General features: G+C 75.2%; 31 protein-coding genes and 1 pseudogene. 22 read left to right on the forward strand and 10 right to left on the reverse strand.

Annotation, left to right across the window (positions count from 1 at the left end):
* Positions 1–183: 183 nt before the first annotated feature.
* The gene (locus ACFVUY_RS30090) at positions 184–957 is read right to left on the reverse strand and encodes a hypothetical protein (RefSeq protein WP_387735205.1); all 774 of its coding nucleotides are present in this window, start codon (positions 955–957) and stop codon (positions 184–186) included.
* Positions 958–1,205: 248 nt separating this feature from the next.
* Between ACFVUY_RS30090 and ACFVUY_RS30095 the strand changes: the two genes are divergently transcribed.
* Positions 1,206–1,604 carry a bleomycin resistance protein gene (locus tag ACFVUY_RS30095; RefSeq protein WP_387735208.1) on the forward strand — a complete coding sequence of 133 codons (399 nt, stop codon included), beginning with the start codon at positions 1,206–1,208 and terminating at the stop codon, positions 1,602–1,604.
* 49 nt (positions 1,605–1,653) lie between these two features.
* On the opposite strand, the gene ACFVUY_RS30100 is transcribed toward ACFVUY_RS30095, so the two are convergent.
* The 3 genes from ACFVUY_RS30100 to ACFVUY_RS30110 form a co-directional block, all read right to left on the reverse strand.
* Entirely contained in the window at positions 1,654–2,154 is a 501-nt protein-coding gene (locus ACFVUY_RS30100; RefSeq protein WP_387690450.1) for a hypothetical protein, read from the reverse strand.
* A gap of 91 nt (positions 2,155–2,245) precedes the next feature.
* A complete protein-coding gene (locus ACFVUY_RS30105) occupies positions 2,246–2,902 on the reverse strand; it encodes a hypothetical protein (RefSeq protein WP_387690448.1) in 657 nt (218 codons plus the stop codon).
* A 157-nt stretch (positions 2,903–3,059) separates the two neighbouring features.
* Positions 3,060–4,016, reverse strand: coding sequence for an alpha/beta hydrolase (locus ACFVUY_RS30110; protein ID WP_387690446.1), 957 nt, complete (start codon positions 4,014–4,016; stop codon positions 3,060–3,062).
* 43 nt (positions 4,017–4,059) lie between these two features.
* Here ACFVUY_RS30110 and ACFVUY_RS30115 point away from each other — a divergent pair, with 43 nt between their 5' ends.
* From ACFVUY_RS30115 to ACFVUY_RS30145, 7 genes are all read left to right on the forward strand, one after another.
* Positions 4,060–4,542: a MarR family winged helix-turn-helix transcriptional regulator gene (locus ACFVUY_RS30115; RefSeq protein ID WP_387690444.1), complete on the forward strand. Its 483-nt coding sequence runs from the start codon at positions 4,060–4,062 to the stop codon at positions 4,540–4,542.
* An 84-nt stretch (positions 4,543–4,626) separates the two neighbouring features.
* Positions 4,627–5,640 (forward strand): questin oxidase family protein, encoded by a 1,014-nt coding sequence (locus tag ACFVUY_RS30120; RefSeq protein WP_387735211.1) that lies wholly within the window; start codon positions 4,627–4,629, stop codon positions 5,638–5,640.
* A gap of 206 nt (positions 5,641–5,846) precedes the next feature.
* Positions 5,847–6,071, forward strand: coding sequence for a holin (locus ACFVUY_RS30125; protein WP_387690440.1), 225 nt, complete (start codon positions 5,847–5,849; stop codon positions 6,069–6,071).
* Between the two features lie 210 nt (positions 6,072–6,281).
* Entirely contained in the window at positions 6,282–7,289 is a 1,008-nt protein-coding gene (locus ACFVUY_RS30130) for an SDR family NAD(P)-dependent oxidoreductase (RefSeq protein ID WP_387735214.1), read from the forward strand.
* A gap of 442 nt (positions 7,290–7,731) precedes the next feature.
* Positions 7,732–7,980 carry a hypothetical protein gene (locus tag ACFVUY_RS30135; RefSeq protein ID WP_387690437.1) on the forward strand — a complete coding sequence of 83 codons (249 nt, stop codon included), beginning with the start codon at positions 7,732–7,734 and terminating at the stop codon, positions 7,978–7,980.
* Between the two features lie 18 nt (positions 7,981–7,998).
* Positions 7,999–8,784 carry a helix-turn-helix transcriptional regulator gene (locus ACFVUY_RS30140; protein ID WP_359906539.1) on the forward strand — a complete coding sequence of 262 codons (786 nt, stop codon included), beginning with the start codon at positions 7,999–8,001 and terminating at the stop codon, positions 8,782–8,784.
* A gap of 96 nt (positions 8,785–8,880) precedes the next feature.
* Positions 8,881–9,294, forward strand: coding sequence for a sigma factor-like helix-turn-helix DNA-binding protein (locus ACFVUY_RS30145; protein ID WP_387735216.1), 414 nt, complete (start codon positions 8,881–8,883; stop codon positions 9,292–9,294).
* A 60-nt stretch (positions 9,295–9,354) separates the two neighbouring features.
* Here ACFVUY_RS30145 and cynR read toward each other — a convergent pair whose 3' ends face one another.
* Positions 9,355–10,263 carry a transcriptional regulator CynR gene (gene cynR, locus ACFVUY_RS30150; RefSeq protein ID WP_387735218.1) on the reverse strand — a complete coding sequence of 303 codons (909 nt, stop codon included), beginning with the start codon at positions 10,261–10,263 and terminating at the stop codon, positions 9,355–9,357.
* Positions 10,264–10,389: 126 nt separating this feature from the next.
* Between cynR and ACFVUY_RS30155 the strand changes: the two genes are divergently transcribed.
* The 11 genes from ACFVUY_RS30155 to ACFVUY_RS30205 all read left to right on the forward strand — a co-directional run bounded on the left by ACFVUY_RS30155 (position 10,390) and on the right by ACFVUY_RS30205 (position 18,841).
* The gene (locus ACFVUY_RS30155; RefSeq protein ID WP_387735220.1) at positions 10,390–10,977 is read left to right on the forward strand and encodes a carbonic anhydrase; all 588 of its coding nucleotides are present in this window, start codon (positions 10,390–10,392) and stop codon (positions 10,975–10,977) included.
* 80 nt (positions 10,978–11,057) lie between these two features.
* Entirely contained in the window at positions 11,058–11,528 is a 471-nt protein-coding gene (gene cynS, locus ACFVUY_RS30160) for a cyanase (protein ID WP_387735223.1), read from the forward strand.
* Positions 11,529–11,648: 120 nt separating this feature from the next.
* A complete protein-coding gene (locus tag ACFVUY_RS30165; RefSeq protein WP_387690428.1) occupies positions 11,649–12,164 on the forward strand; it encodes a nucleoside deaminase in 516 nt (171 codons plus the stop codon).
* A gap of 20 nt (positions 12,165–12,184) precedes the next feature.
* Complete coding sequence (locus ACFVUY_RS30170) at positions 12,185–12,754, forward strand: ATP-binding protein (protein WP_387690426.1); 570 nt, start codon at positions 12,185–12,187, stop codon at positions 12,752–12,754.
* A 54-nt stretch (positions 12,755–12,808) separates the two neighbouring features.
* Positions 12,809–13,381 carry a hypothetical protein gene (locus tag ACFVUY_RS30175; protein ID WP_387735224.1) on the forward strand — a complete coding sequence of 191 codons (573 nt, stop codon included), beginning with the start codon at positions 12,809–12,811 and terminating at the stop codon, positions 13,379–13,381.
* A 121-nt stretch (positions 13,382–13,502) separates the two neighbouring features.
* Entirely contained in the window at positions 13,503–14,342 is an 840-nt protein-coding gene (locus tag ACFVUY_RS30180) for a S1 family peptidase (protein ID WP_387735227.1), read from the forward strand.
* A 65-nt stretch (positions 14,343–14,407) separates the two neighbouring features.
* Positions 14,408–15,418, forward strand: a complete 1,011-nt coding sequence (locus ACFVUY_RS30185; RefSeq protein ID WP_387735230.1) for an aldo/keto reductase — start codon at positions 14,408–14,410, stop codon at positions 15,416–15,418.
* 93 nt (positions 15,419–15,511) lie between these two features.
* The gene (locus ACFVUY_RS30190) at positions 15,512–16,336 is read left to right on the forward strand and encodes a DUF4253 domain-containing protein (RefSeq protein WP_387690423.1); all 825 of its coding nucleotides are present in this window, start codon (positions 15,512–15,514) and stop codon (positions 16,334–16,336) included.
* Positions 16,337–16,604: 268 nt separating this feature from the next.
* Positions 16,605–17,864 carry an SLC13 family permease gene (locus ACFVUY_RS30195; RefSeq protein ID WP_387690722.1) on the forward strand — a complete coding sequence of 420 codons (1,260 nt, stop codon included), beginning with the start codon at positions 16,605–16,607 and terminating at the stop codon, positions 17,862–17,864.
* Between the two features lie 164 nt (positions 17,865–18,028).
* The gene (locus tag ACFVUY_RS30200) at positions 18,029–18,358 is read left to right on the forward strand and encodes a hypothetical protein (protein ID WP_387735233.1); all 330 of its coding nucleotides are present in this window, start codon (positions 18,029–18,031) and stop codon (positions 18,356–18,358) included.
* 6 nt (positions 18,359–18,364) lie between these two features.
* Positions 18,365–18,841, forward strand: coding sequence for a hypothetical protein (locus tag ACFVUY_RS30205; protein ID WP_387735236.1), 477 nt, complete (start codon positions 18,365–18,367; stop codon positions 18,839–18,841).
* Between the two features lie 65 nt (positions 18,842–18,906).
* Here ACFVUY_RS30205 and ACFVUY_RS30210 read toward each other — a convergent pair whose 3' ends face one another.
* Both ACFVUY_RS30210 and ACFVUY_RS30215 read right to left on the reverse strand, forming a co-directional pair.
* Positions 18,907–20,706: a beta-galactosidase family protein gene (locus ACFVUY_RS30210; protein WP_387735239.1), complete on the reverse strand. Its 1,800-nt coding sequence runs from the start codon at positions 20,704–20,706 to the stop codon at positions 18,907–18,909.
* Between the two features lie 94 nt (positions 20,707–20,800).
* The gene (locus ACFVUY_RS30215; RefSeq protein ID WP_387735242.1) at positions 20,801–21,265 is read right to left on the reverse strand and encodes a hypothetical protein; all 465 of its coding nucleotides are present in this window, start codon (positions 21,263–21,265) and stop codon (positions 20,801–20,803) included.
* A 168-nt stretch (positions 21,266–21,433) separates the two neighbouring features.
* On the opposite strand from ACFVUY_RS30215, the gene ACFVUY_RS30220 reads away from it, so the two are divergent.
* A complete protein-coding gene (locus ACFVUY_RS30220; RefSeq protein WP_387735244.1) occupies positions 21,434–21,985 on the forward strand; it encodes a hypothetical protein in 552 nt (183 codons plus the stop codon).
* 49 nt (positions 21,986–22,034) lie between these two features.
* Positions 22,035–22,313, forward strand: a complete 279-nt coding sequence (locus ACFVUY_RS30225) for a hypothetical protein (RefSeq protein WP_387735246.1) — start codon at positions 22,035–22,037, stop codon at positions 22,311–22,313.
* Here the strand turns inward: ACFVUY_RS30225 and ACFVUY_RS30230 are convergent.
* Positions 22,311–22,430: pseudogene (locus ACFVUY_RS30230) on the reverse strand (IS630 family transposase); the annotation flags it as partial. The gene ACFVUY_RS30225 and the pseudogene ACFVUY_RS30230 overlap by 3 nt on opposite strands.
* A 161-nt stretch (positions 22,431–22,591) precedes the next feature.
* Complete coding sequence (locus tag ACFVUY_RS30235; RefSeq protein ID WP_387690414.1) at positions 22,592–23,329, reverse strand: MBL fold metallo-hydrolase; 738 nt, start codon at positions 23,327–23,329, stop codon at positions 22,592–22,594.
* A 123-nt stretch (positions 23,330–23,452) separates the two neighbouring features.
* Here ACFVUY_RS30235 and ACFVUY_RS30240 point away from each other — a divergent pair, with 123 nt between their 5' ends.
* Entirely contained in the window at positions 23,453–24,298 is an 846-nt protein-coding gene (locus tag ACFVUY_RS30240) for a class I SAM-dependent methyltransferase (RefSeq protein ID WP_387735248.1), read from the forward strand.
* 188 nt (positions 24,299–24,486) lie between these two features.
* Here the strand turns inward: ACFVUY_RS30240 and ACFVUY_RS30245 are convergent, their stop codons facing one another.
* Positions 24,487–25,431 carry an NAD-dependent epimerase/dehydratase family protein gene (locus tag ACFVUY_RS30245; protein WP_387735250.1) on the reverse strand — a complete coding sequence of 315 codons (945 nt, stop codon included), beginning with the start codon at positions 25,429–25,431 and terminating at the stop codon, positions 24,487–24,489.
* Positions 25,432–25,592 lie beyond the last annotated feature (161 nt).

The following is a 25,592-nucleotide window of genomic DNA, read 5'->3' on the forward strand; positions in this document are numbered from 1 at the left end:
TGGCCATGTCGTCGAAGCGCCGCCGCAAGAAGAAGGCCAGGGCCAGGCGCGGGGCCAACCACGGCCGCCGGCCCCAGTGCTGAGCCGCGGCTGAACGGGTGAGGCGCGCCCGGGCGGCCTTCCCGGCCGCTCCGGGCGCCGCCCGGTCGCTGCCCGAAGAGCCCTTGCCCCCGGAGCCCCGGCTCAGAGCCGCCCGCGTCCCAGGAAGCCGCCGCGCGCCACCTTGTGGTACTGGCAGTAGCCGACCCAGTTCGCACCGAACGCCAGCTCCAGGACCACGCCCCGCCCGTCCGCGCGGACCTCGCTCAGCAGCTGCGCCGCGTCCACGTCCGCCGGCGTCTGCTCGAACACGTAGAGCCGGTTGATGTACGGGCCCGCCGGGATCGGGTCCCGGTGGGGGATGCCGTCCCGGTCCCAGGTCAGCGTCGCGCCGGGGCTGGACAGGCAGGGGGACTGCATCCGCCAGCCGTCGGCGTCGACTCCGCCGTCGCGGTGCCAGCGCAGCGCGTGGTCGAGGCTGCCGGCCGGGTCCGGCCCCTGGCCGTGGGCCTGCCACGGGACCACGTCCGCCGCCTCGATCCGCCGCAGGACGTCGAGGACGTCCCCGGCGTCCTCCCGGACGACGAAGTAGGCGCGGGCGTAGATCCGGCAGACCAGCAGGGTGTCCCGGGGGTGGTCCAGGCCGTAGGAGGACGGGAGGGTGGACTGGTCCAGGACCTGGGTCAGCACGTGCTCGACCCCCTCCACCGCCCCCAGCGCCTCGACCAGCCCCCGGATCCGCTCCCGCTCCGCCGCCCGGGCCGCCCGCGCCGCCGGCGAGTCGATCAGCTTCAGCCTGCGCCGCTCGGTGGGCCAGTGCATCGCCCGCAGCGACTGCACACCGTTGAGGACCGGGTTCACCAGCATGACGACGAGATGGACGAGGCTCGTGGCCACGTCCTTCAGCAGCTTCTTCACCAGCAGGGAGTCCTCTCGGGTCGCACGCGCGTCTGCGCCCCACACCCTGTCCCGCCCGCACCCGGCCCCGCAATCCGCGCCCGTACTCAACTCCCCTCCGTGCCCGCCCGGTTGCCGAGCGCGTCCACCGTCCACCGTCCACCGTCCACCGTCCACCGTCGGCCGCCGGGTCGATTCGGGGCAGTCGGGCCGCAGCGGCCACCGGTCCGCCGCCCCACCGCCCCGGCGGCGGGGCGATCGTCGGCGGCGTGACCTACGGTGGCGTCATGGACGAGTACGCGGTGCCGGTCCTGCCCAGCCGGGACCTGGACGAGACCCAGGAGTTCTACGCCCGCCTGGGCTTCGAGCCGCGCGGGCGCTGGGACGGCGAGGACGGCTACCTGATCCTCGTCCGGGGCACGGTCGAACTGCACTTCCGCCACGACCCCGGGGTGGACCCGCTGTCCACCGCCGCCGGTTGCTACCTGCAGGTGCGGGACGCGGACGCACTGCACCGCGACTGGGCCCGGCTCGGCGTGCCCACCGACCCGGCCACCGGCAGCCGTCTGACCCCGCCCGCCGACACCGCCTACCGGATGCGGGAGTTCGCCCTGGTCGACCGCAGCGGCAATCTGCTGCGGATCGGCAGCCCGCACGGGCCCCGGTAGGCCCGGGCCGCGTCCGTACGGCGACCCGTTCGCGAGGGCCCGCGCATGCTCAGGGGCTCGCGGGTTCCGCGGGCCGGTCCCCGGGGGCCGGGGACGGCGTACGGGAGCGGCTTCGCACGCCGGTGACGACGAACCACAGGCAGGTCAGCAGGGCCATGGCGGAGAACGTCGCGATGAGCAACTGGGTGTCGGGCATGTCGTCGTCGGGGTAGTGGGTACCCAGCACGCGGGCCGTCGCCGGGTGGTCCGCGGCCACCTCCAGGGGAACGGTCACGCCGACGGCCGGGTGGGCGACGGCGCGCCCGACCTTGAGCGAGGTCGTACTGTACTCGCGCTCGCCGACCCGGTACGTGAGGGTGCGCTCCACCCCGCTCTTCTCCCTGTTCCGCTCGGCGCTGATCGTGGCGTCCACGCGCAGTGGCGAGGCGTCGATGCGGTCCGCCGCCCGGTGCTGCGCGAGCATGCCGGACAGGCTCAGGCCGAACACCAGCAGCGCGAGCGCCGCGCCCGCCAGCGGCAGCGGCCACCTCCGGCGGATCAGTTCCTTCATGGCCCGACGGTATCCGCCACGACCCGGGCGGGTCCACGGAGTTGAGCGAACGGACGCCCATGTGATCGCGCGTCATCGCTCGTCGGCGCCGTCAGCGCGTGGCCACGGTGGTCGTCACGCGGACGAGCGAGGGCCGCCGCGGGGTGGAACCGAAGCCGAACCGCACCGGTGCGACCGGTGCGAGCGGGCCGAGCCGTCGGCCGTCGAGCACGGCGGTCACCGCGGTGACCGCGTGGAGGTCGCGGACGCCGTACCACTCGCGCCGGCCCCGGCCCGCGGTGCCCCGGGTCCGCACGCCGAGCAGGAGCCGGGCGAGCGGGTCGGTCACCGCGGTCCAGCCGGGCCGGGCCGCGATCGGCCCGGGCACCGCCCTGAGCGCGAGCCCCAGAACGCCGCGCCGCCCGGTGGTGAAGCGCAGGTCGAGCGGGCCCGCCGTGACCCGCCAGCGCGTCGCGCCCCGCTGCACCGCGACCGGTACGACCCGCACCCGGTCGAAGGCGTACGTGCCGGCGATGAACTCCGCCGTCCCCTCGGTGGGCGCCAGCAGGATCCGGGTCCCGTCGGCGTGCTCGACCATGACGTCGGAGAACGGCCCGAACGGCGAGGCCGCCCAGTGGCCCACGACCACGCGCGTGCCGGAGGCGGTGCCGATGCCGGCGATCCAGCCGTCGAACCGCAGTCGGCGCGGGCCCGCAGGCCCCCGGGCGGTCGCCGGGCGACGGGCCCGGGCCGTGTGCGGTGGATCCATCGTTCCTCCTCGCCCGCCCGGCGGGACGCCTGCGGCATCCATCCTCGACGGCTCCCCGGACCGTGTCCACGCGGGACCGGGCGGCGCCCGGGGGAGGGGGCCGGGCCCCGGGCCGCTCGGCCCCGCCCGGCCCCGCGGTCGGGGCCGAACCGGCTTGCTACACCGTGCCGTTGGTTCGTGGGGCGGCTGCCGCGCGGACTCGCCGGCGCAGGAACAGGGCGGCGCGGTCCAGCGCCTCGTCCGCCTCGTCGAGGACGCCGGCGAACGCCTGGAACACGTGCGGCACGTCGGCGGTGACGTCGAGGACGACGTCCACGCCCGCCGCGCTCGCCCGGGCGGCCAGGCGGGTGGAGTCGTCCAGCAGCATCTCGTTGCCGCCGACCTGGATCAGCATCGGGGGGAAGCCGGTCAGGTCGGCGCAGACGGCCGGGCTGAGCAGCGGCTGGTGCGGGTCGGCCCCGGCGAGGTACATGGCTCCGGTGCGTTCCAGGCCCGCGCGGGTGAAGACGGGGTCGACGCCCTCCCTGGTCTCCATGCTCGCGCCGCTGCGGGTCGCGTCGAGGCCCGGGGAGAAGGCCAGCAGGGCGGCGGGCAGCGGCAGGCCCGCGTCCCGCGCGGCGAGGCAGGTGGTGACGGCCAGGCCACCGCCGGCGGAGTCGCCCGCGAAGACGACGGCCGAGGGGTCCTCGCCCCGGTCGAGCAGGGCGCGGTAGGCGCTCAGGGCGTCCTCGATCGCGGCCGGGAAGGGGTGCTCGGGGGCGAGCCGGTAGTCCAGCGAGTACGCCCCGAGGCCGGTCCTGGCCACGAGGTTCCCGGTCAGGGAGAGGGCCGTTCCGGGCGAGCCGAAGACCCAGCCGCCGCCGTGGAAGTAGAGGATCGTCCCGGCGGCGCCCGGGGCAGCCCGCTCTCCCGTGCCGGGCCCGCCGACCGGCTCCACCCGCAGGGCGGGGCGGCCGCCCAGCGTCGTCGGGGCGGTGCGGATGCTGTCGTGGGGCACGATCATCCGGGCCATCAGCTCCCGGAATCCGGCCCGGACCTCCTCGACCGACCGGGGCCCCGCGGGGCCCTGCTGCCGCAGGATCCCGTCGACCCGGATGCGCTGCTCCCTGCTCATGGGCGTGCTCCTGCCGTAAGTAGCTTCCGGTACACTATATGCCGTGGAATATACATCGAGCGGTGACCGTGCCGGGGCCGGGCTCCCCGGGCTCTTCGCCGACCTGGTCCGGTGCGAGACACGCCTCTACAACGACCTCGGCGAGCGCCTGCGCGAGCGGCACGGGATCGTCCTCTCGCAGTACGAGTTCCTCGGCTACCTGCGCGACCACCCGGGCTGCCGAGTGGCTGACATCGCCGCCGAGTTCGCCATCGGCGTCGGCGCGACCAGCAAGGGCGTCGACCGCCTGGAGAAGCAGGGATGGGCGGCCCGCCGACCCAACCCCTCGGACCGCCGGTCCTCGCTCCTGGACCTCACCGACGCCGGCGCGCGGCTCGTCCGGGACGCCGAGCGGACCTACACCGGCGGCCTGGCCGAGCTGCTCGGCGGCGCCCTCGACGCCCCCGCGCTGGCGGCGGTCGCACAGGCCCTGTCGACCCTGCGGTCCGCCCTCGAACGCGACCGGGTCGGCACGCCCACCGGCTGACCGGGGCCCGGCCCGGGAGCCCGCGCCGGGCCTAGGACTCCAGCCCGTTACGCCGCCCCGGCGTCCCGCCTACGGTCCTTTCCCGTGGACACGACAGGGATTCTGGACGAAGCGCTCCAACGACTGCACGCCTGCGGGCCCGAGCGGCTCGGACGGCTCACCAACCACGCGCCGATGGCCGTCGAGGCCCTCACCGCCCGCGGACAGGCGCCGTCGGTGCACCGCTGGCTCGACCTCTACGCGCGCAAGCTGGAGGACCTCCCGCCCCGCGTCGAGCCGGTGACGGACACCAACTGGCGTACGGCGCTCGGCGATCCGAGGCGTGCGGCCGACTGGATCGGCCACTTCGAGCGGGAGGTCGCCGAGCGCCCCTGGCGCGAGGTGCTGGCCCGGTGGTGGCCGCGGCTGCTGCCCGGCCTGTACGGCGGGTCGACGCACCCGGTGATCCGGGTGGGCCACGCGGTGCGCACGCTGCTGGCCGGCGAGGCCACCGGGCCGCGCCTGGCGGAACTCGCCCACGGCCTGGGCTACTGGGCGGCCCGCCACCGGAGCGTCGCGGTGCCCGCCCGCCTGCCGGGCGCCGCCTCCGCGGCCGCCGCCCTCGACGCGGTGCCGGCCGTCGACGTCCGGGACGGGGGCTTCCCGGAAAGGCTCGGCCGCGTCACGGCCCTGCCGGTGTGGGCCGGGGCCGAGGCACCCCTTCCGGGGGAGGTGCCCGGCCGCCTCGCCGAACTGGTCCGGGCGGCGACCCACCGCTACGCCACCCACGGCCACGGCGAGGAGACGATGCTCGTCCACGCGGCCACGGCCCCCAACGCCGTGCTGCGCACGCTGCCCGCGCTCCCGCGGGCACTGTGGCCGGCGAGCCTGCGGGCGGCCTGGACGGCCTCGGCGGCGGTGACGGCGATGTACGCGCCCGCCGCACCGGCCGGGTACGTCCCGCCCGGCGCGTTCACCCCCGAGGAGGTCTTCGAGCGGGCGCTGGCGCACGGCGACGAGCACGTCATCAAGCTGACGGACACGGCCCTGGACGTCGGCGACGCACCGGCCCTGACGGCGGCCCTGCGCGCCATGGAGCTGAGCACCCCGCTGGGATGAGGTGTACGGCGCGGGGCCGCCGGAATCGCCCGCCGGAATCGCCCGCCGGGACCGTCGTCGGAATCGATGGCGTGAACGTGTACATGAGGGGCGGCAACTCCCCGACGGCGCCTGCCGCATGCCTTCCGAACGCCGACCCCGACGCCCGCGCGACCGTCGCGCACAGACCGGCACCTCACCGCCTCCACCGCGAAGGAGTCCTGACCATGCGGAAGTTCATCCTCGATCTGGTCGAGCGCACCGTCGCCACGTACGCCGCGGCGTTCCTCGGCCTGCTGCTGGCCGACAGGTTCGACCTCACGTCGATCAGCTCACTCAAGGCGGCGGCGGTCGCGGCGCTGCCGGCCGCACTGACCGTGCTCAAGGGGGCGGTGGCGACCCGCGTCGGCGACCCGAGCTCGGCCGCCCTGCTGGGCCGCCCCCGCGAGTAGCCGGACCGGCCGGCGAGGGGAGGGGCGCGCCACGGGGCGCCCCGCCCCTCGCCTCGGGTGTGCCCGGTGCCGGTGGGCCGACAGTGAGGACGGTGAGCTGCCGGTGGGATGCGAGTGGCCCGAGGGAGCCTGGGAACCGGGCGGGACCGGCTGCGATGCGCGGGTCCGCCCGTACCGCCGGATCACCGTGCCGAGTTCCAGGAGCCCGCCATGCCCTCCCAGCCCCAGTCCCAGTCCCAGCGCCAGCCTCAGTCCCAGCGCCAGGCCCAGTTCCAGGCCCGGCGCCAGGATTCGCCGTGGGACGTCCACCGGCTGCCCCGCGCCGAGGGGAGGAACGTCCTGGTCACCGGCGGCAACGCGGGCATCGGGTACTTCGTCGCCGAGCAGCTCGCCGCCGCCGGGGCCACGGTCGTCCTCGGCAGCCGTGACCGGGCGAGGGCCGAAGCGGCGATCGCCTCCATCGGCTCGCGCGTCCCCGGGGCCAGGGTGGAGCACCTGCCCCTGGACCTGGCCGACCTCGCCTCGCTCGGCCCGTCCGTGGACGCGCTCGGACTGGACCGGCTCGACGCGGTCGTCCACAACGCCGGCGTGGCGCTCGACCACCCGCCGCGCCGCGAGACCGCCGGCGGCCACGAGCTGATGCTCGCCACCAACCACCTCGGGCACTTCGCGCTGACCCACCACCTGGCACCCCTGCTCGCGGCCGCCCCCGGAAGCCGCATCGTCACCACCGGCAGCTTCGCCGCCAAGTCCGAACGCCTGGACCTCGACGACCTCCAGAGCACCCGCGACTACCGGCCCAAGCGCGCCTACGCGCGCTCCAAGTTGGCCCAGATGCTCTTCGCCCTCGAACTCGACCGCCGCCTGCGCGCCGCCCGCAGCACGACACTGAGCGTGCTCGTCCACCCCGGCGGCGCGCTCGACTCCCTCACCCCCTCGCGCCCGCCCGTCCACGTCCGCACCACCGGCGAGCGGCTGCGCCACCTGCCGCTCGGGCTCGTCGTCCAGGGCAAGGACGCCGCCGCCTGGCCCGCCGTCCGGGCCGTGCTCGACCCGGCCGTGCGCGGCGGTCAGCTGTGGAGCCCCCGCGCGTTCGGGCTGCGCGGCACGCCCAGGACCGAGCCGCTCTGGGACCACCTGGCCGACACCGCGACCGCCGCGCGGCTGTGGGCGGCCAGCTGCGAGCTGACCGGTCACGACCCGACGCCCGCCCACTGAGCTCCGCCGGAACGCAGAGAGACCGCTCGGGCCACCAGGGCCGGGCGGTCTCTGCTGTTCGGGCGGACCCATGCGCCAACACGGCCCGCTGCCGATGTTCCCGAGTTGTTGGAGTGCACAGCGCCCCGGGTTCCGGACCCGCGGGTCCGGGTGACGCCGCTGCAAATCGTCACATCCAGCCAGGACGGCTCACAAGGGCATGCTGCACAAAGGCGCATCAAAATCCGGTTTCAGTTCGTTGAACTGTGCGTTTCTGATAGGGCGTTCACGAGATTGCGGCCAGGGGCCGGGACCGTGGCGCATCAATCTTCGCGATGTTCACCGAACCGATTGGGATTCACCCGTACGCCTGACAGAGTGTGTGCCCACCGGGCACACAGTGCGACGCCAACCGCACAAGTGCCCGCCAGTTGGAGTGGACAGTGATATGGAGGACTCCTCGATGACGAGGAAGCGGAACAAGCGCGCCCACACCCCTACCCACTGCGCGGCGGCGCAACCGGTACCGCCGCGCCCGCGCCCGTACCGGCCGCTCGCGGCCGGTGAAGCGGCCGTGGTCGTCGTCGTGGTCGTCCTGACGGTCGCACTGGCCGCCGCCCTGGTGGCGACGGGCATGTCGGCCGGGGCCGCGCTCGAACTGGCCACGGGCGGATGCCTGTTGGCCGCGAGGCTCCGACGGGAGCGGGCCTAGGAAGAGCGCCTGCCCGAGATGGGACGCCGAGAGAATCCGATCGGGGCGACCGAGCCGGCGCTGGGCCGGCTGGCCGTCTGGCTGCGGGAGCAGCGCGAGCAGGCCGGGTTGACGTACCGTCAGCTCGCCGCTCGGACCAACTACCACCCCACCACCCTGCAACGGGCCGCCGGCGGGCGCTCCGTACCGAGCTGGAAGGTCGTCGAGGCCGTCGTGCGCGAATGCGGCGGCGACCTCAAGACCGCCCGGCGCAAGTGGGTCCAGGCCAACTACTGGGCCCACGTGCCGCGCCCCTCGGGCAGCCGGCGGCTGCGCGCACCCCGGCGGGTCGACCCCCAGCAGGTCGACTCCTTCGCGGACCTGCGCCGGGCGATGCACGAGATGCGCCGCAAGGCCGACTGGCCATCCCTGCGGGAACTGGACCGCCGGGCCCGCGACCGGGGCGGACGCCTGCCCTCCAGCACGCTGGCCCTGGTCCTCAAGGGCGAGGCCCCGCTGCGCAAACCCGTCTTCCTCGCCTACATGGAGGTCTGCGGGGTCAAGGAGGCCCGCCGCGCCCTGTGGGCGGCGGCCTGGGACCGGACGAACAACGCCCGCACCCCGCTGCCGGTCAACTCGCGTACGTACCACAGCGAGTTCGTCCGGGCCATGCAGTCCTCCAGCGCCGGCACCCCGACGGACATCCTGTTCCGCCTGTGGGCGACCCTGCGCACCAGCCTCGCCGCCGAACGGGGCGAGGGCCCCGGCCACCCCGCGGCGGCGGGCCGCGAAGGCACCGACGACAACCCGTCGGTGCTCGTGTGACCCGGTCCGCGGCCGGGACGCGCCACCCGCGCCCCGGCCGCGGACCGGGCACCCGCCGCGGACCAGCACCCACCCGCGCCACCTCGGGACACCACCATGCCGACACCACGACGCCGATCGGCAGCCCCCGGGCCCGCCCTGGGCCTGTGGGCGCTGCACGACCTGCACCTGCGCCACTACCTCGACTACGCCGAACTGCTCCTGCCGCCCGCCGACGCGCCCCTGGCCGTCCGCGCCGCCTTCGAGGAACTCGGCAGCCACTGGCTCGACGCCCTGTCCACCGCCAGCCCGGCCGCCTATGCCTGGCAGGCGGTGCGCCGCCGGGTCTGCACCCTGGCCGGCCCCCGGCCGCTGGGCCCGGTCGCCCACCTCACCGCCGCCCAGCAGGACGTCCTGCTGCTGCACCTGGTCCTCGACCTGTCCGCCGCCGAGATCGCCGCGCTCACCGGCACCGAACCCGCCGCCGTCCACGTCCAGCTCCGCTCCCTGGCCGCCGCCGCCCGCCGCTGACCGGGCCGGTGTCGCCCGCCGCTTGCCGAGAGCCCGTCAGGGGCCGGGGCGCCGTGCGGACTACGGGGCCGGCGGGTAGCCGCGGGTGTGGACGAGGTCGCGGGTGAGGCGGGTGAAGGCGCGGGCGGCGGCGCTGCGGTAGGCGCCCTCGCGGTGCAGGAGGGTGACGGTGCGGGTGGGCAGCGGAGGGTCGAGCGGGACGGGGGCGAGGTGGGGGTGGTCGTGGGCGAGGGCGTCGGGCAGGACGGTGGCCAGGCCGGTGCGCCGGACGATCTCGGTGAGGGCCTGGACGGAGTTGGCCTCGACCGTGATGCGCGGGGCGGCCCGGTGGCGGGCGAAGTAGCCGTCGATGTGGCCCCGGGTGGCGAAGTCACCGCTGAGCAGGGCGAGTTGTTCGTCCTTGAGGGCGTGGACCGGTAGCGGGTCGGGCAGTGTCCGGGCGCGCGAGGAGCCGGTGACGAGGCTGAGGGTCTCGGTGAACAGCGCGGTGGCGGTGAGGCCGGGCGGGTGGGCGCCGGCGAAGGCGATGCCGAGGTCGAGGTCGTCGGCGAGCAGCGCGGCCTCGATGCGGTCCTGGGTGGTCTCGGTCAGGGTGAGGCCGACGCCGGGGTGGCGGGCGTGGAGCTCGGCGGTGAGCGGGCCGACCAGGTAGGCGGTGAAGGTGGGGGTGACGCCCAGGCGCAGGTGGCCGCGGGAGAGGTCCTGGACGTCGTGGACGGCGCGTTCGGCGGCGGCCAGGTCGCGCAGCGCGCGCCGGGCGTGGTCGGTGTAGACGGCGCCGGCGTCGGTGAGCCGCACGGTGCGGCCGGTGCGGTCCAGCAGCTGCACGCCCAGGGTCCTCTCCAGCTGCCTGATCTGCTGGGAGAGCGTGGGCTGGGAGATGTGCAGCTCCTCGGCGGCGCGGGTGAAGCTGCCGTGTTCGGCGACGGCGAGCAGATAGCGCAGGTGACGCAGTTCGGGAGCGGCCATGGAACACACTATAGATGCGACCAATGGCTTCCATGCCCGACAGCTCTTGGACGCTATAGGCACAGGTCATGCATGGTGGATCTCACCGGCCCACCGAGGCCGGCCACCACCCGAAGGGAGTGACCAGTGCAGGACCTCACCGACGGCGTCGCCCGTTTCCAGCGGGACGTCTTCCCGGCCAAGGCGGAGCTCTTCGCCCACCTGGCCACGCACCACGCCCCGGACACCCTGTTCATCGGCTGCTCCGACGCCCGCGTCGTCCCCGAGCTGATCACCGGCACCGAGCCGGGCGACCTGTTCGTCATCCGCACCGCCGGCAACCTGGTGCCCGCCCACACACCCGAGGCCGACGGCGTCGCGGCCAGCATCGAGTACGCCGTCGCCGCACTCGGCGTGCGGGACATCGTCGTCTGCGGCCACTCCGCCTGCGGCGCGATGACCGCCCTCGCCGAGGGCCACGACCTCAGCGGCGCCCCCGCGGTCGCCACCTGGCTGCGCCACGCCGACGCCTCCGTGGCCCGCACCGCCGCCGACGGCGACGTCCCCGCGCTGGTCCGCCAGAACGTGCTCGCCCAGCTGGCGAACCTGGCCACCCACCCCTCGGTCGCCCGCGTCCTCGCCGCGGGCGGGGTCGCCCTGCACGGCTGGGTCTACGACATCCCCACCGGCCGCGTCGAGGTCCTCACCGCCGGCGCCCCCGCGCTCGCCGCCTGACCCCCCGACCCCCCGTACCCCCTCGCGTCGCCCCCGTTCCCGGGTGACGTGGACCCCTCGCAGAGAGAAGGACAACCGCCATGGTGCACGCCCAGTTCAACCAGAGCGCCCGCGAGGCGCTGGCCGACGCCGCCGTCGACGCCAAGATCCGCAAGAACCTCTCGTGGAAGCGGATCGCCGAGGCCTCCGGCCTGTCGGTGGCCTTCACCACCGCCGCCGTCCTCGGCCAGCACCCGCTGCCGGAGGAGTCCGCGAAGGCCGTGGCCGAACTGCTCGGCCTGGACGAGGACGCGGCGCTGCTGCTGCAGACCGTCCCGGTCCGCGGCTCGATGCCCAACCGCATCCCCACCGACCCGACGATGTACCGCTTCTACGAGATGCTCCAGGTCTACGGCACGACCCTCAAGGCCCTGGTGCACGAGGAGTTCGGCGACGGCATCATCTCCGCGATCAACTTCAGGCTCGACGTGCGGAAGGTCGCCGACCCCGAGGGCGGCGAGCGCGCGATCATCACCCTGGACGGCAAGTACCTGCCGACCAAGCCCTTCTGACCGGCCCTTGCGGCCGAGCCCTGCCGATCGGGGGCGGGCCGGGACCCCCACCCCGGCCCGCCCCTTGCCCCCCGTCCCTTACCTCTGCCCCTTCCCCCCGCTCCCGCCCCGGAGGCCCTGATGGACTTCGTCCAGCGCACCATCGACATCGCCCGCCAGAACGTCACCGAGGGCGGCCGCCCGTTCGCGACCGTCATCGTCAAGGACGGCGAGATCCTCGCGGAGAGCCCCAACAGGGTCGCCCAGACCGGCGACCCCACCGCCCACGCGGAGATCCTCGCCATCCGCGAGGCCTGCACCAGGCTCGGCACCGAGCACCTGACCGGCACCACCGTCTACGTGCTCGCCCACCCCTGCCCGATGTGCCTGGGCTCGCTCTACTACTGCTCTCCCGACGAGGTCGTCTTCCTCACCACCCGCGACGCCTACGAGCCCCACTACGTCGACGACCGCAAGTACTTCGAACTGGGCACCTTCTACGACGAGTTCGCCAAGCCGTGGCAGGAGCGCAGGCTGCCGATGCGCCACGAGCCGCGCGAGGACGCCGTCGAGGTGTACCGCCTCTGGCAGGAGCGCAACGGCGGCGAGCGCCGCGTGGCGGGCGCCCCGCGCCCCCAGGGCTCCGCGCGGGACTAGGCACGCCCTAACATCGAGCCGTGATCGTATGGCTCAACGGCACCCACGGCGCGGGCAAAACGACGACCGGCGCACTCCTGCAGCCGCTGATTCCGGATGCGCGGGTGTTCGACGCCGAGAAGGTCGGCGAGACCCTCATGGACATCACGCCGGGGCTGCCCCGGACGGACAACTTCCAGCACTGGCCGCCGTGGCGGCAGCTCGTGGTCGAGACCGCCCACCGGGTGCTCGACTACACCGGCGGCACCCTGGTGATGCCCATGACCGTCCTGGTCGAGCGGTACTGGCGGGAGATCAGTGCGGGCCTCGCCCAACGTGCCATCCCGGTACGGCACTTCGTCCTCCACGCCGACCAGGGGACCCTCCGCGGACGGATCGAGGGGGACACCGTCCTCGGCCCCTCCTCCTTCCGCCTCAGGCACCTCGAACCCTACGCCGAGGCGGCCCGCACCTGGCTGCACGCCGAGGCCGAGGTCCTCGACACCACCCACCTCACGCCCGCCCAGGCCGCCCGGCGGATCGCGGCGGCCGTCACGGGCCGGGGCCCCACCCTCCCAGCCGTTGAGCCGGGGGCCGGGTCGGGGCCGTAGACGTGGAAGGGGCGCCCTCTGCCGGAGCGGGCGCCGCGGCGTCAGGAGGCAGGCGTGCTCAGGTTCCACGGAGCATGGCGGATCACCGTCGTCGGCAGGAGCGCCGACTTCGACCAGCGGGCCGTCGTGCGCGGCGCGTACGGGCTGCGGGTGCTGGCCGGGCGGGTCGGCGCCGCCATCGAGGTGGACGAGGAGAGCTGGACGCTGTCCCTGGAACACCACCTGCGGGGCCGCAGCTGGCAGCCCAACCTGCGCACCACCCCCGGACCGGTCACCGAACACGGCGGCCTGCGCAGCCAGTTGCTCACCAGCAACGACTGCCACTGGCCGGGCAAGCCGCTCGACTACGTCAACTTCGTGCTGCGCCTGGACCAGGCCGTCACTCCGGCCGTCACCCGGACCGCCGCGCCGGTGCGCGCCGCCCGTCCGCTGGAGGCGCCGATCGCCGCGCCCGTTCAGGCCGTCCGCACCTCCTCCTCGGGCTGGCCCGGGTCCGGGCCCGCGACCGGGCCCGAGCGCGAACGCGAGCGCGGCACCACCCCTGAGCGCAGCACCGCCCCCGAGCGCGGCACTGCCCCCGCGTCGCCGTCGGTGTCGCCGAGGGAGAGCGGGCGGCCCGCCTGGTAGCCCGACGGCGCGAGCGGGGGATACCCCCAGGTCACGGCGGCCCGCTGGCCGGGTGTTCCGGCGGGCCGGCGCCGGGTTGGCTGGAGCCGTCAGCACCAGCCGAACCGAAAGGCCGTCACCCGTGCCCTTCCGTACGACCGTCCGCACCACCGCCCGCGCCGCCGCCCGGGCCGCCGCCGTCACCGCCCTGGCCGCCGCGCTCGGCGCCACCGCCATGAGCACGAGCGCCTCGGCCATCGTCAACGGCCGCGACTCCACCGAGCGCTACCCCTTCATGGCCACCCTCCCGCTGAGCGCCGAGCAACTCGCCGACGGAGCCTGCGGCGCCACCCTGATCGACCGCCAGTGGGTGCTGACCGCCGCCCACTGCGTGGTCGGCACCGAGGACACCGGCGTCACCCTCAAGGGCACCGTGCGCATCGGCAGCGCCCACCGCGACAGCGGCGGCACCGTGCGCAGGGTCGACCGCGTCGTCGTCCACCCCGGCTTCGAGTTCGGCGACGGCGCCACCCGCCCCAACCGGAACGACCTGGCCCTGGTCCGCCTGGACCGCCCCGCCCCCCAGCAGCCCGTCCGCGTCGCCGAACACCCCGGCAGCCCCGGCACCCCCACCCGGCTGCTCGGCTTCGGCACCGTCGTCGACACCACCGACTACCAGCGGATGGTCTTCCCCGACCGCCTCCAGGAACTGCCCACCCGCATCGGCGCCACCACCGACTGCGCCCCCGGCTGGGCCGACCCCACCCGCCTGTGCACGCTCAGCCGGGTGCCCCGGGCCATGGCCTGCTTCGGAGACTCCGGTGGCCCCCAGATCCAGCGCGGCCGCGGCGGCCGCTGGGAACTCGTCGGCACCACCTCCGGCCCCGGCGCCCCCGGCGTGCCCTGCGCGGGCGGCCCCGGCCTGTACACCGACGTGCCCGCCTACGCCCCCTGGATCAGCGGCACCCTCGCGGCCGGCTGACGCCCCGACCCCACCGCGCGGCTAAAGTCCCAGGTGAGAACCGTCGCGCCCGAGGAGAGCCCGCCATGCCGACCGACCCCGCCGCCACCGCGATCCCCGCCCCCGCCGCCGCGCGCCCGCACCCCGCGCGCCTCGGCCTGGGCACGGCGGCCGTCGGCCGGCCCGGCTACATCAACCTCGGGCGCGACGCCGACCTGCCCGCCGAACGCACCGTCGACGCCCTGCGCGAACGCACCCACACCCTGCTCGACGCCGCGTACGCCGCCGGCGTGCGCTACCTCGACACCGCCCGCTCCTACGGCCGCGCCGAGGAGTTCCTCGGCCAGTGGCTCGCCGAACACCCCGAGGCCGCGGCCGAGGTGACGGTCGGCAGCAAATGGGGCTACACCTACACCGCCGACTGGCAGACCGACGGAGTCGCCGCGCACGAGGTCAAGGAGCACTCCACCGCCGTCTACGACCGCCAGATCCACGAGACCCGCACCCTGCTCGGCGACCACCTCGACGTCTACCTCGTCCACTCCGTCACCCCCGACAGCCCCGCCCTCACCGACCCCGCCCTGCACCGGCGCCTCGCCGACCTCGCCGCCGAAGGCGTCCGGGTGGGCCTGTCCACCAGCGGCCCCGCCCAGGCCGACACCATCCGCCGCGCCCTCGCCGTCACCGCGGACGGCGGACCGCTGTTCACCGCCGTCCAGGCCACCTGGAACCTGCTGGAGACCTCCGCCGCCCCCGCCCTCGCCGAAGCCCACGCGGCCGGATGGCTCGTCGTCGTCAAGGAGGGCATGGCCAACGGCCGCCTCGCCGGCCGCAACGCCACCGGCCCCGACACCGCCCCGCTGCGCACCCTCGCCGACCGCACCGCCGCCACCCCCGACGCCCTCGCCCTCGCCGCGGCCACCGCCCAGCCCTGGGCCGACATCGTCCTCTCCGGCGCCGCCACCCCCGACCAGCTCGCCTCCAACCTCGCCGCCACCGGCCTCCGCCCGACCCCCGAGGACCTCGCCGCCCTCGGCACCATGGCCGAGCCGGCCGGGGCGTACTGGCGTACGCGGGCCGGGCTGCCCTGGTCCTGAGGCGTCGCGGGCGGGGGCTCCGCGCGAGAAGTCGGCGGGGCCGACTTCTCGCGACCCCGCCCGTTGTCGGTGCCCGCCCCTACGGTGAGCCGCATGACCGAGCACCTGGACCTCGTCGCCGCCCTCGCCGCCCTGCCCGTCGACCTGCCCGTCGACCTGCCGCCCGGCCGTACGGTCACCGCGGACGACGGGCCCGAGCCGCTGCTGTGGATCAGCGACGCCCCCGCCCCCGCCGGGCTCTGGCGCCAACTGCACCGCGCCCACCCGCAGACCGGACTGTGGCCGCTGCTGCTCACCCCGCTGGACCCCGCCGGCCCCGACTACCGGCCCTGGCTGTCCGGCGAGCTGTACCCGGTCGACGCCGCCGTACCCGACCTCTACGACCCGGCCGCCCTGCTGGCCACCTGGTGGAAGCAGGTCGACGAGGACGAGGACGGGGAGGTCAGCGAGGACGCCGAGATCCTGGACGAAGCCCTCGCCCCCTACGGCCGCACCTGGCCCGGCCCCGCCCCCGCCGCCACCGTCCCCGAGGGCGCCGCCGGCACCGAGGCCCGGGAACTGGCCGAGGTGCTGCGGTCCGTCAAGGACGCCCGCCTCGGCCTGGTGCGGGCCGACAGCGGCGCCCAGGCCCTCGCGGTGTGCGGCTGGAGCGGCCCCACCAACCACGACGACATCGCCAGGATCGCCACCGTGCTCGCCGACTGGGAACGCCGCTTCGGCGCCCAGGTCGTCGAAGTCGGCTTCGACACCCTGGAGCTGAGCGTCCCCGTGCCGCCCGCCACGCTCGCCGAGGCGCTCCCGCTGGCCGCCGAGCACACCGCCTTCTGCCCCGACCTGGTCTTCCAGGGAACCGGCAGCCTCACCGAGTACGCCGAGGGGCTGGTGGGCGCCCACCAGTGGTCCTTCTGGTGGGACTGACCGACCTGACCTGACCTGACCTGGCCCGATCCGGGGCCGGGCGCAGGGAGCCGCTTGGGCACGACGGACCCGGGCGGGCCGACCCGGGCGCGCCGACCCGCCCGGCGCCCGCCGGCCACCCGTGTGGCATGCTGCGCCGGGCCGCGAACCGGGCCGCGAACCGGGCCGCGAACCGGGCCGCGAACCGGGCCGCGAACCGGGCCGCGAACCGGGCCCGAGCACCGCCCACCGCACGGACACCCGTCCCCGCCCCCCGAGGAGCACCCCCCTGAACACCGCCTGCGCCGAAGCCCTGTCCGCAGGCCTGCTGGTACTCGTCCTGGTCTGCGCCGTCGCCCGCCCCTGGGGCTGGCCGGAGGCCGCCGCCGCGGTGCCGGCCGCCGCCCTGCTGGTGGCGACCGGCGCCGTCCCGCTGGAGCACGCCACGGCCGAGGCCGCCCGCCTCGGACCGGTGATCGGCTTCCTGGCCGCCGTCCTGGTCCTGGCCAAGCTCTGCGACGACGAGGGGCTGTTCCGCGCCTGCGGGGCCTGGATGGCACGCAGCGCCGCCGGCCGCCCGCGCCGACTGCTGGTCCAGGTGTTCACCGTCGCCTCCCTGGTCACCGCGGTGCTCAGCCTGGACGCCACCGTCGTACTCCTCACCCCCGTCGTCCTCGCCACCGCCGCCCGCCTGGGCACCCGGCCCGGGCCGCACCTGTACGCCTGCGCCCACCTGTCGAACACGGCCTCGCTGCTGCTGCCGGTCTCCAACCTGACCAACCTGCTCGCCTTCACCGCCAGCGGTCTGAGCTTCGGCCGCTTCGCCGCCCTGATGACACTGCCGTGGCTGGCGGCGGTCGGCGTTGAGTACCTGGTGCTGCGCCGCTTCTTCGCCGCCGACCTGGACGCCGCCCCCACCGCGGCGCCCGAGACCGGACCGGCCCCCGCCATGCCGCTGTTCGCCCTGGTCACCGTCGGCTGCACGCTCGCCGGGTTCGTCCTCGCCTCCGCACTGGACGTCGACCCGGCCTGGGCGGCGGCCGCCGGCGCCACCGTCCTGGCCGCACGCGCCCTGGCCCGCGGCCACGCCACCCCCGCGACGGTGGTGCGCTCGGCCGCCCTGCCGTTCCTGGCGTTCGTCCTCGCCCTGGGCATCGTGGTGCGCGCCGTCGTCGACAACGGCCTGGCCGCCGGCCTGGCCCACCTCGTCCCCGACGGCACCGCCCTGCCCGCCCTGTTCGCCACCGCCGCCCTGGCCGCCGTCCTCGCCAACGTCATCAACAACCTGCCCGCCACCCTGGCCCTGGTGCCGCTGGCCGCCCCGGCCGGACCCGGCGCCGTCCTCGCGGTCCTGCTCGGGGTGAACATCGGCCCCAACCTCAGCTACGCCGGCTCGCTGGCCACCCTGCTGTGGCGCGGCATCGTCCGCGACCGCGGACTGCCGGTGGACCTGCGCGAGTTCACCCGCCTGGGCCTGCTCGCCGTCCCCGCCACCCTCACCGCCGCCGTCCTGGCCCTGTGGGCCTCGCTGCGCCTGATCGGGCCCTGAGCGGGGCGGGAATCCGGCAGGCCCGACTTCCCGCGCCGCGCCGCACCCCTGCCGGCCGGCGGGGCGGAGAGCCGACCGCCGTCCGCTGGCTGCGGCCGGCCCGCGCCGGCCGCCGGGGCGAATCTCCGGTGCGCCCGGGCCGTGCTCCCCGGTACCGTCCACGCGTGACCCGTAGAACCCCGCCGCGCCCCCTGAACGTCGAAGAGCTGTTTCCCGAGGTCGCCCCGTTCCGCCGGGAGGCCGTGAGGCTGCATCCACGTCGGGGCGAGCCGACGTGCCGCGACAGCTCGGTGGGCGGCCCGCTGCTCTGGCCGGCGCCGGAGCCGTGGCCGGAGTGCCCGGAACACCCCGGGTCGCCGATGGTCGCGGTCGTCCAGATCCACCGCCGGGACGTGCTGGACCTCGTGCCCTTCCCGGAGGAACGGGACCTGCTCCAGGTGCTCTGGTGCCCGCTGCGTCACGACGGCCAGTGGGTCGTGCCGCAGGTCTGCTGACGGTCCGTGCGGGAGGTCGGGGAGGTGCGGCCCGCGCCGCCGGTGCCGGCGGACGCCGCGTACGGGCAGGTGCCGCGGCCGTGCGTCGTCCATCCGGAGCGGGTGACGGAGTACCCGAGTTGGGACCTGCCGTACGAGATCTGGGACGCCCTGGAGGGCCGCTTCGAGCAGGTGGAGAGGGAGACGGGCTGGGACTACCAGTTCCACCTGTCCACCGCGCCGGGCGTCAAGCTGGGTGGGTTCCCCGGCTGGAGGCAGGACCCGCAGTGGCCGGTGTGCCCGGCCTGCCGGACGGCGATGGACCATCTGCTGACCGTGAGGAGCACCGAGGAGCACGACTGCAGGCAGGCGTGGACTCCGCTCGAGGACCGCGACGTCCGGTGGGAGGGAACGGACCTGAGCCTCGGAGACCTGGGCGGTGTGTACCTGTTCGAGTGTCGCGCGTGCCCCGGGCGCCCGTTCACCCATCGCTTCGACGCCTGACCCCCGCGACCGGTGATGCCGGAGAGGCCGGGGGATTCCTGGGCGCGGGGGGCGTACCCGGCCGGTCAGTACTCCGAGCTGGGCGCGGCCGTGACCGGGCCGAGGTCCGGTCGGTCGCGCAACTCCAGTGCGGTGCCGTGGCGTTCGAGTTCCAGGACGACCAGTTCGTTGGCGCCGGGCCGCCACAGCGGGGCGGGGGCGTAGAGGGTGCGCTGGGGGCCGGCGGCGCAGTGGCGGCCGAGCAGGAAGCCGTTGAGCCACAGCAGTCCGCGGCCCCAGTCGGGCAGGGCGAGGAACGCGTCGGCGGGGGAGGGGAGTTCGGCGGTGAAGCGGTGGAAGGCCGGCTCGCCGTCGCGGGCCTCGGCATTCTCCGTATTCTCCGTGAAGCGCAGTGCGGACAGGTCGGTCAGCGGCAGCGGCCGGATCTGCCAGTCGAAGAGCCGCTGGTGGCCGTGCGAGACGCCGCGGGTGATGCCCTTGCGGTCGTCCATCTGCGGGCCGTAGTTCACCCGTCCCAGCGCCTCGACCAGGATGTCCAGCACCACCCCGTCGGGCCCGGTGGCCAGCGGCAGGGTCGCGCCGGGGGAGTTGCGCTCCAGCACCCCGAGCGGGCGCCCGTCCGCGAACACCTGCGCCCGGTCGGCCAACCCGTCGATGCGCAGCGGCAGTTCGGGGCGCGGGCCCGGTACGCGGGTGCGGTAGTGGATCAGGCCGCGGTCCTGCCCGAGCCGCTCCATCGGCAGCGGCGCCGCGTGCCGAAGCGGCTGCGACAGCGCGTCCAGGGCCTGCGCCAGGGGCGCGCGCCCGTCGGCCCGTTCCAGGCGCTGCGGCGCCACCCGGGGCGGGGGGTCGGGCAGTTCGCCGTCCGGCAGGGGCAGGTGGCGGCCGATGACCTCGCGCAGGGCGTGGAACTTCTCGGTCAGCTCGCCGGCCTCGCCGATCGGCGCGTCGTAGTCGTAGCTGGTGACGGTCGGCTCGTAGCCGGCGTCCAGCGGGTGGGCGCCGGAGTGGTTGGCGCCGGACCACAGGCCGAAGCTGGTGCCGCCGTGCGCCATGTAGAGGCTGACGGAGGCGCCGGTGGCCAGCAGTTCGTCCAGCGAGGCGGCGGTCTCCTTCGGGTCGCGGACGTGGTGCGGCAGGCCCCACTGGTCGAACCAGCCGATCCAGAACTCCATGGCGGTCAGCGGGCCCTCGCCCTGGTGGCGGCGGAGCACCGCGAGGCGCTCGGGGGCGCGCGAACCGAAGGTGGCGGTGGCGAGGAGGCCCGGGACGGTGCCGCCCTGCTGCATGGTGTCGTGGGCGCCGTCCGTGGTGAACAGCAGGCAGTCCACCCCGCGCCGCAGCAGGCCGTCGCGCAGGTGGGCGAGGTAGGCGGCGTCGTCGCCGTAGCTGCCGTACTCGTTCTCCACCTGCATCGCCACCACCGGCCCGCCCCGGCTCGCCAGCAGCGGCAGCAGCTCGGGCACCAGCGCGTCGAACCAGCCGTCCACCTCGGCCAGGTACGCCGGGTCCGCGCAGCGCAGCCGCAGCCCGTCCACCGCCAGCAGCCGGGCCGGCAGCCCGCCGAACTCCCACTCCGCACAGATGTACGGGCCCGGGCGCAGGATCACGTCCAGCCCCAGGCCGGCGGCGAGGCGCACGAAGCGCGCCACGTCCCGCCAGCCGGTGAAGTCCACGGTGCCGTCGGGCAGTTCGTGGAAGTTCCACGGGACGTAGGTGTCCACCGTGTTCACGCCCAGCGCCCGCACCCGCCGCAGCCGGTCCTCCCACAGCTCGGGGTGCACCCGGAAGTAGTGCACCGCCCCGGCCACCACCCGGTGCGGCACCCCGTCCCGCACGAACCCGTCCGCGTCGTACCCGAGCATGCGCGCACCCGCCTTCCCGCAGGAGACCCCGGGGCCGCGCGGCCCCCGGCACCGCCGAGCCTAGCGAGGAACGGGCCGCGCGGGCCGCCGCCGCTCAGGTGTCGTAGCAGCCGTCCCACGGGGCGAAGAAGCCCAGGCCGTCCGGGTAGAGCTCCAGGTGCACGCGGTCCTCCTCGTCCTCGTCCACCTCCAGGACCAGGCCGAACAGGGCCCCCTCGAAGCGGACCTCGAAGGGGGCGATGGCGATGTCCTGGTAGTGCCGCCCCGGCAGGGCGTCCAGCCACTGCTCCAGCAGCAGCGAGGCCGCGTCGACCGCCTGCCGCTCGCCGTCCGCCGTCGTGCCGGTGGACTCGATGCGCGAGCCCAGGTGGCGGCCGGCCTCGTCGAACCGGTGCAGCACGGCGTGCCAGCGCTTCACGGCCTGCCAGTCGTCGCCGCTCCAGCCCTCGGGGAACGCTGCGACGACGGTCGCGTAGAACTGGCCGCCCTCGCACCGCCCGATGGTGTCCGTGCGGTAGTCGGGCTCGTGGCGGATCGGTATGACCTCGGGAACGTTCATGTCCCGCACCTTAGGTCCCACCTGCGACAACGCCGCCCGGCGGGGCCCGGGCGCCGATGTTGCGCCCGGCGGCGCGGGTGCGGTAGTCAGATGGGTCGCCACGCGCGGGGCCCGACCGACGGCTCTCCTCCTTCCGGCAGGACGCGCGAACATCACGGAGGTGGGGCCATGGACGTGCCGCAGACGATCGCCCGGCTGATGCTCCGGCTCCCGGGGCTGACCGCCGCCGCCGGTGGCCGCGACGTCGACTGGGCGGCGATCCGGGAGGGGATCGGTACCGGACTGCCCTCCGACTACCGTGAGCTGTCGACCCGCTGCCCCAGCTTCTCGGTCGACGAGTTCCTCCTCGTGTCGACCCCGGTGCCCGGCTCGGAGGCGGCGTTCGTCTCCGGCGTCCGCTCCGACCGGGAGATCCTGGAGGACGACCTCCGGGAGGGGGACGTCCCGGCGGAGTACACCACCGGCGAGGGGGACGGGGCGCGGCCCGCACTGCTGGCGTGGGCGGGCACCCCGGACGGCGACGAGATCCTCTGGCACACCGCCGCTGCCGACCCCGACACGTGGCCGGTCGTGGTCCGGGGCCGCGGCGGCGGCTGGTGGTCGTACCCGGAGGGGGCCGTGTCCTTCCTGGAGGGCCTGTACGCCGGACGGATCGCCGTCCCCGGCCTGCCGGCCCCGCTGCCGTCGGGCGACAGGAGGGTCTCCTTCCACGCTTTCTAGTGCTCTGAGCGAGAACGTTCGCCGGTTGGGCCCGGGATAGCCTGCGCCCGTGAAGGTCTATCCCCTCTGGCACATCAGCCACCAGAACGAAGCCGGGCCCAACGACGAGACGATTCATCTCGACGACGGGGACGTGTTCATCGACGAGCAGGACGGCGACGACGTCAAGCTGCTCGGCATCTACTCCTCCGAGGCCGTGGCCGAGGAGCGGATGCGCCGCGCGCGTCTTCTACCGGGCTTCGCCGACGAGCCGGACTGCTTCCAGATCGGAGAGTACGACATCGATGAGGACCACTGGACCGAGGGTTTCGTCCGCGTGCCGGTCTAGGTCTTCGGGGTGGCGGGCGTTCGCGTTGCGCCAGCGCAGGTAGGCGTGCAGAGCGCGGGTCCGGACCGTGTGGTTCGGATGGTTCGAGTTGGCGAGCGTGAACTGCCGCAGCTGCCCCGGCGCACGATCCGTTGTAACTGCTGGCCCTCCTGGTCGGTCAGCCTCCTGACCTTGACCGGCTCCGCCACCACGCCCCCACCCGTTGGATGTCCGCCTCATCCAACCGGTTCCGGCCCCACCGCCGCCAACCCGGTGAACGTTCTCGGTCAGAGCACTGGCTACAACGGGAGCACCATGCCCTCCTCGGCCGCGATCACCTCGCCCGAGAACCGGCTCCGGGCCTCGGCGGTCGAACGCGTGCGGTCGCTGCCGGGCCAGAAGTGCGTGAGGAGCAGGCGCTCGGCCCCGGAACGGGTCGCCCACGTCCCGGCCTCCGCGGCGCTCATCAGGTGGGGGTCGCCGCCGTCGGCGGACGGGCCCTGGAGGGTGGCTCCGGCGATGAACAGGTCCGCTCCCGCGGCCAGCCGGGCAAGGGCGGGGTCCGCTCCCGCGTCGCCGCTGTAGGCAAGGGTCAGACCCGGCGCGGTCAACCGCACCCCTGCGTGCGGAACGTGATGCGGCAGCAGCGCGGCATCGAGCCGGAACGGTCCCACCCGGTGACTCGAAGGAAGCGCGTGCACGTCGAAGACATCGAGCAGGTCCTCGGTCGGTTCCATCGCCTGGACCCGGCCGATCACTCCGGGGGTGCAGTACAGCGGCAGGCGGGCGCCCCGCTCCTGCGCGAAGTAGCGTGCGCGGCACAGGGGACTGAGGTCGGCGCAGTGGTCGGGGTGCTCATGAGTGATCACCACGGCGTCGACGTGCCCGGCGGCACAGTGCTCCAGCAACCGCGGGAACGTCGCGTAGCCGAGGTCCAGCACCAGCCGGAACCCGTCGTACTCCAGCAGGAACCCGCTGGCGCCCCGCCCGGCCTCGGGCCAGGCGCCGCACGTCCCCAGGACCGTCAGTCTGCGCACCGGCCGATGCTCTCACGGGTGGCTCCACCGGCCGAACTCGAACGGTCCCGGTCCCGGTCCCGGTCCCGCCGCCGCGCCCGGCCCGTACGGTGATTCGCAGAAGGGCCCTGTCAGACTGCGGACATGAACGGAAAGTCTCTCGACGACGGGCTCGCCGCGAATCGCGCCCTCTGGGACGCCCGGGCGAAGGCGCACGGGACGACCCCCGACGACGTGTTCTACGACGTCGATTCGTTCCTGGCCGGGCGGCAGACGCTCCACGGGATCGAACGGGAGCTGGCCGGTGAGGTGGCCGGTCGGGACGTGCTGCATCTGCAGTGCCACTTCGGCATGGACACCCTGAGCTGGGCCCGCCTCGGTGCCCGGGTGACCGGGGTCGACTTCTCGCCGGCGGCGATCGCCCGGGCGCGTGAACTGGCCGGGCGCGCCGGTCTGGTGGCCGATTTCATCGAGGCGGACACGCAGAACCTGCCGTCCGGCCTGGCGGACGGGTTCGACCTCGTGATCGCCACCTACGGGGTGCTGTGCTGGATCGGTGACCTCGACGCGTGGATGCGCGGTGCGGCGATGGCGCTGCGGCCCCGTGGCGGGCTGGTGCTGGTCGACCTGCATCCGGCGTTCCAGACCCTGGCGAGCTACGAGCCGTTCGTGGCCGACTGGCCCTACGGCGGCGGGGAGCCCCAGCGCGAGGCCGTGACGGGCACGTACGCCGACCCGGACCTGCCGATGGCGGCGCAAGAAGTGGTGCAGTACCCGCATTCGGTGGGCGAGATCGTGACGGCGGCCGCCGGAGCGGGACTGATCGTGGACCGGCTCGTCGAGCACACCGAGGCCGCGTTCGACGCACGCCGCATCCTGCCCCAGGGACCCGACGGCACCTACCGGTTCCCGTTCGGCGACTCCTACCTCCCGGTCCTCTACTCGCTGCGGGCGGTGTCACCCCCGGACCCCCGTCGGACGGCCGGGTGACTGGGGGGAGAAAGCCGCAGGCGCGACGAACGGGCCGCCGTGGACGGCGAGTTCGCCGCCCCGCACGCCCCGCACGCCCCGCACGCCCCGCACGCCCCGTTCGCGCTGTTCCCGAGGCCCGGCGGGCCGCTGACCCGGGGAGCCACCGGGCACGGTGACTTCCGCGCAGGCGGGTTGCCCGTGCGGTGCTACGGCTGCGCGCGCTCGCGCCACCAGGCGACCGTCGCCCGCAGTTGCTCCTCCAGCGGCGTGGCCCGCACCGCGAACGCGGCCTCGTACGCGGAGCTGTCCACCACGAACGGCCGGTCGAACTGGTAGCGCACCTCCCGCAGTTCGCGCAGCAGCGGGGAGAACAGCCCCGCCACGGCCAGTGCGGCCGCGGGCAGGCGGCGCACCGCGACCGGCCCGCCGCCGGCCTCGGCGGCCAGCCGGTCGACCATCGCGCGCGCCGACAGGGGAGGGGCGGTGGGCACGTGCCAGGCCCGGCCCCAGGCCCGCTCCTCGCCGGCGATCTCGGCCATCGCCCGGGCCACGTCCGGCAGGTAGGTCCAGCTGTGCGCGGTGTCCGGGTCGCCGAGGGCGGCGATCGGGCGGCCCTTCAGCAGACCGGGCATCACCCGTGCCGCCAGGTGGCCGCCGTCGGTGACGCCGGGGCCGAAGAAGTCCGAGGCCCGCACCTCCACCGCCCGGATCCGCCCGGCCTCGTGCAGCGCCCGCGCCTGCTCCCAGGCCGCCGCCCGTACCCGTCCCTTGGGGCCGGTCGCGGCGAGCGGCAGGTCCTCGGTCATCGGGCCGGTCACCGGCCCGTAGCCGTACAGGTTGCCGAGCATGACCAGGACCGCGCCGCTGTCCTCGGCCGCCGCGCACAGCGAGGCGGTCAGTGCCGGCCACAGCCGCGCCCACTGCGGCAGCGGCGGCGCGGCGCAGCCGTGGACGGCGGCGGCACCGCGGGCGGCCGGTGCCAGCTGTGCGGGGTCGCTCGCGTCCAGGACGAGATGCTCGACGCCGGGGACGGCCGGCCCGGCGGGGCGCCCGGTGCGGGTGACGACCCGGACCTCGTGGCCCTGTTCGGCCAGCAGGCGGGCGGTGGCGGCCCCGGCGGGCCCGTGTCCGACGACCAGGTGGAAGCTCATCCGCCAGAGCCTAGCGGCGGCCTCCGACGGGCAGGGGGCGCGGTGCGGCCCGCTGCGGCCCGGTGCGGCCCGGTGCCGGAAGAGGGAAGGCGGAAGGGGAGGCCGGACAGATCGGGGCAGGTCAGGGCAGGTCGGGGCGGGTCGAGGACCGGCACTTATTT

It is taken from the genome of Kitasatospora sp. NPDC058063, from assembly GCF_042885395.1.
Taxonomy (GTDB): domain Bacteria; phylum Actinomycetota; class Actinomycetes; order Streptomycetales; family Streptomycetaceae; genus Kitasatospora; species Kitasatospora lactacystinica.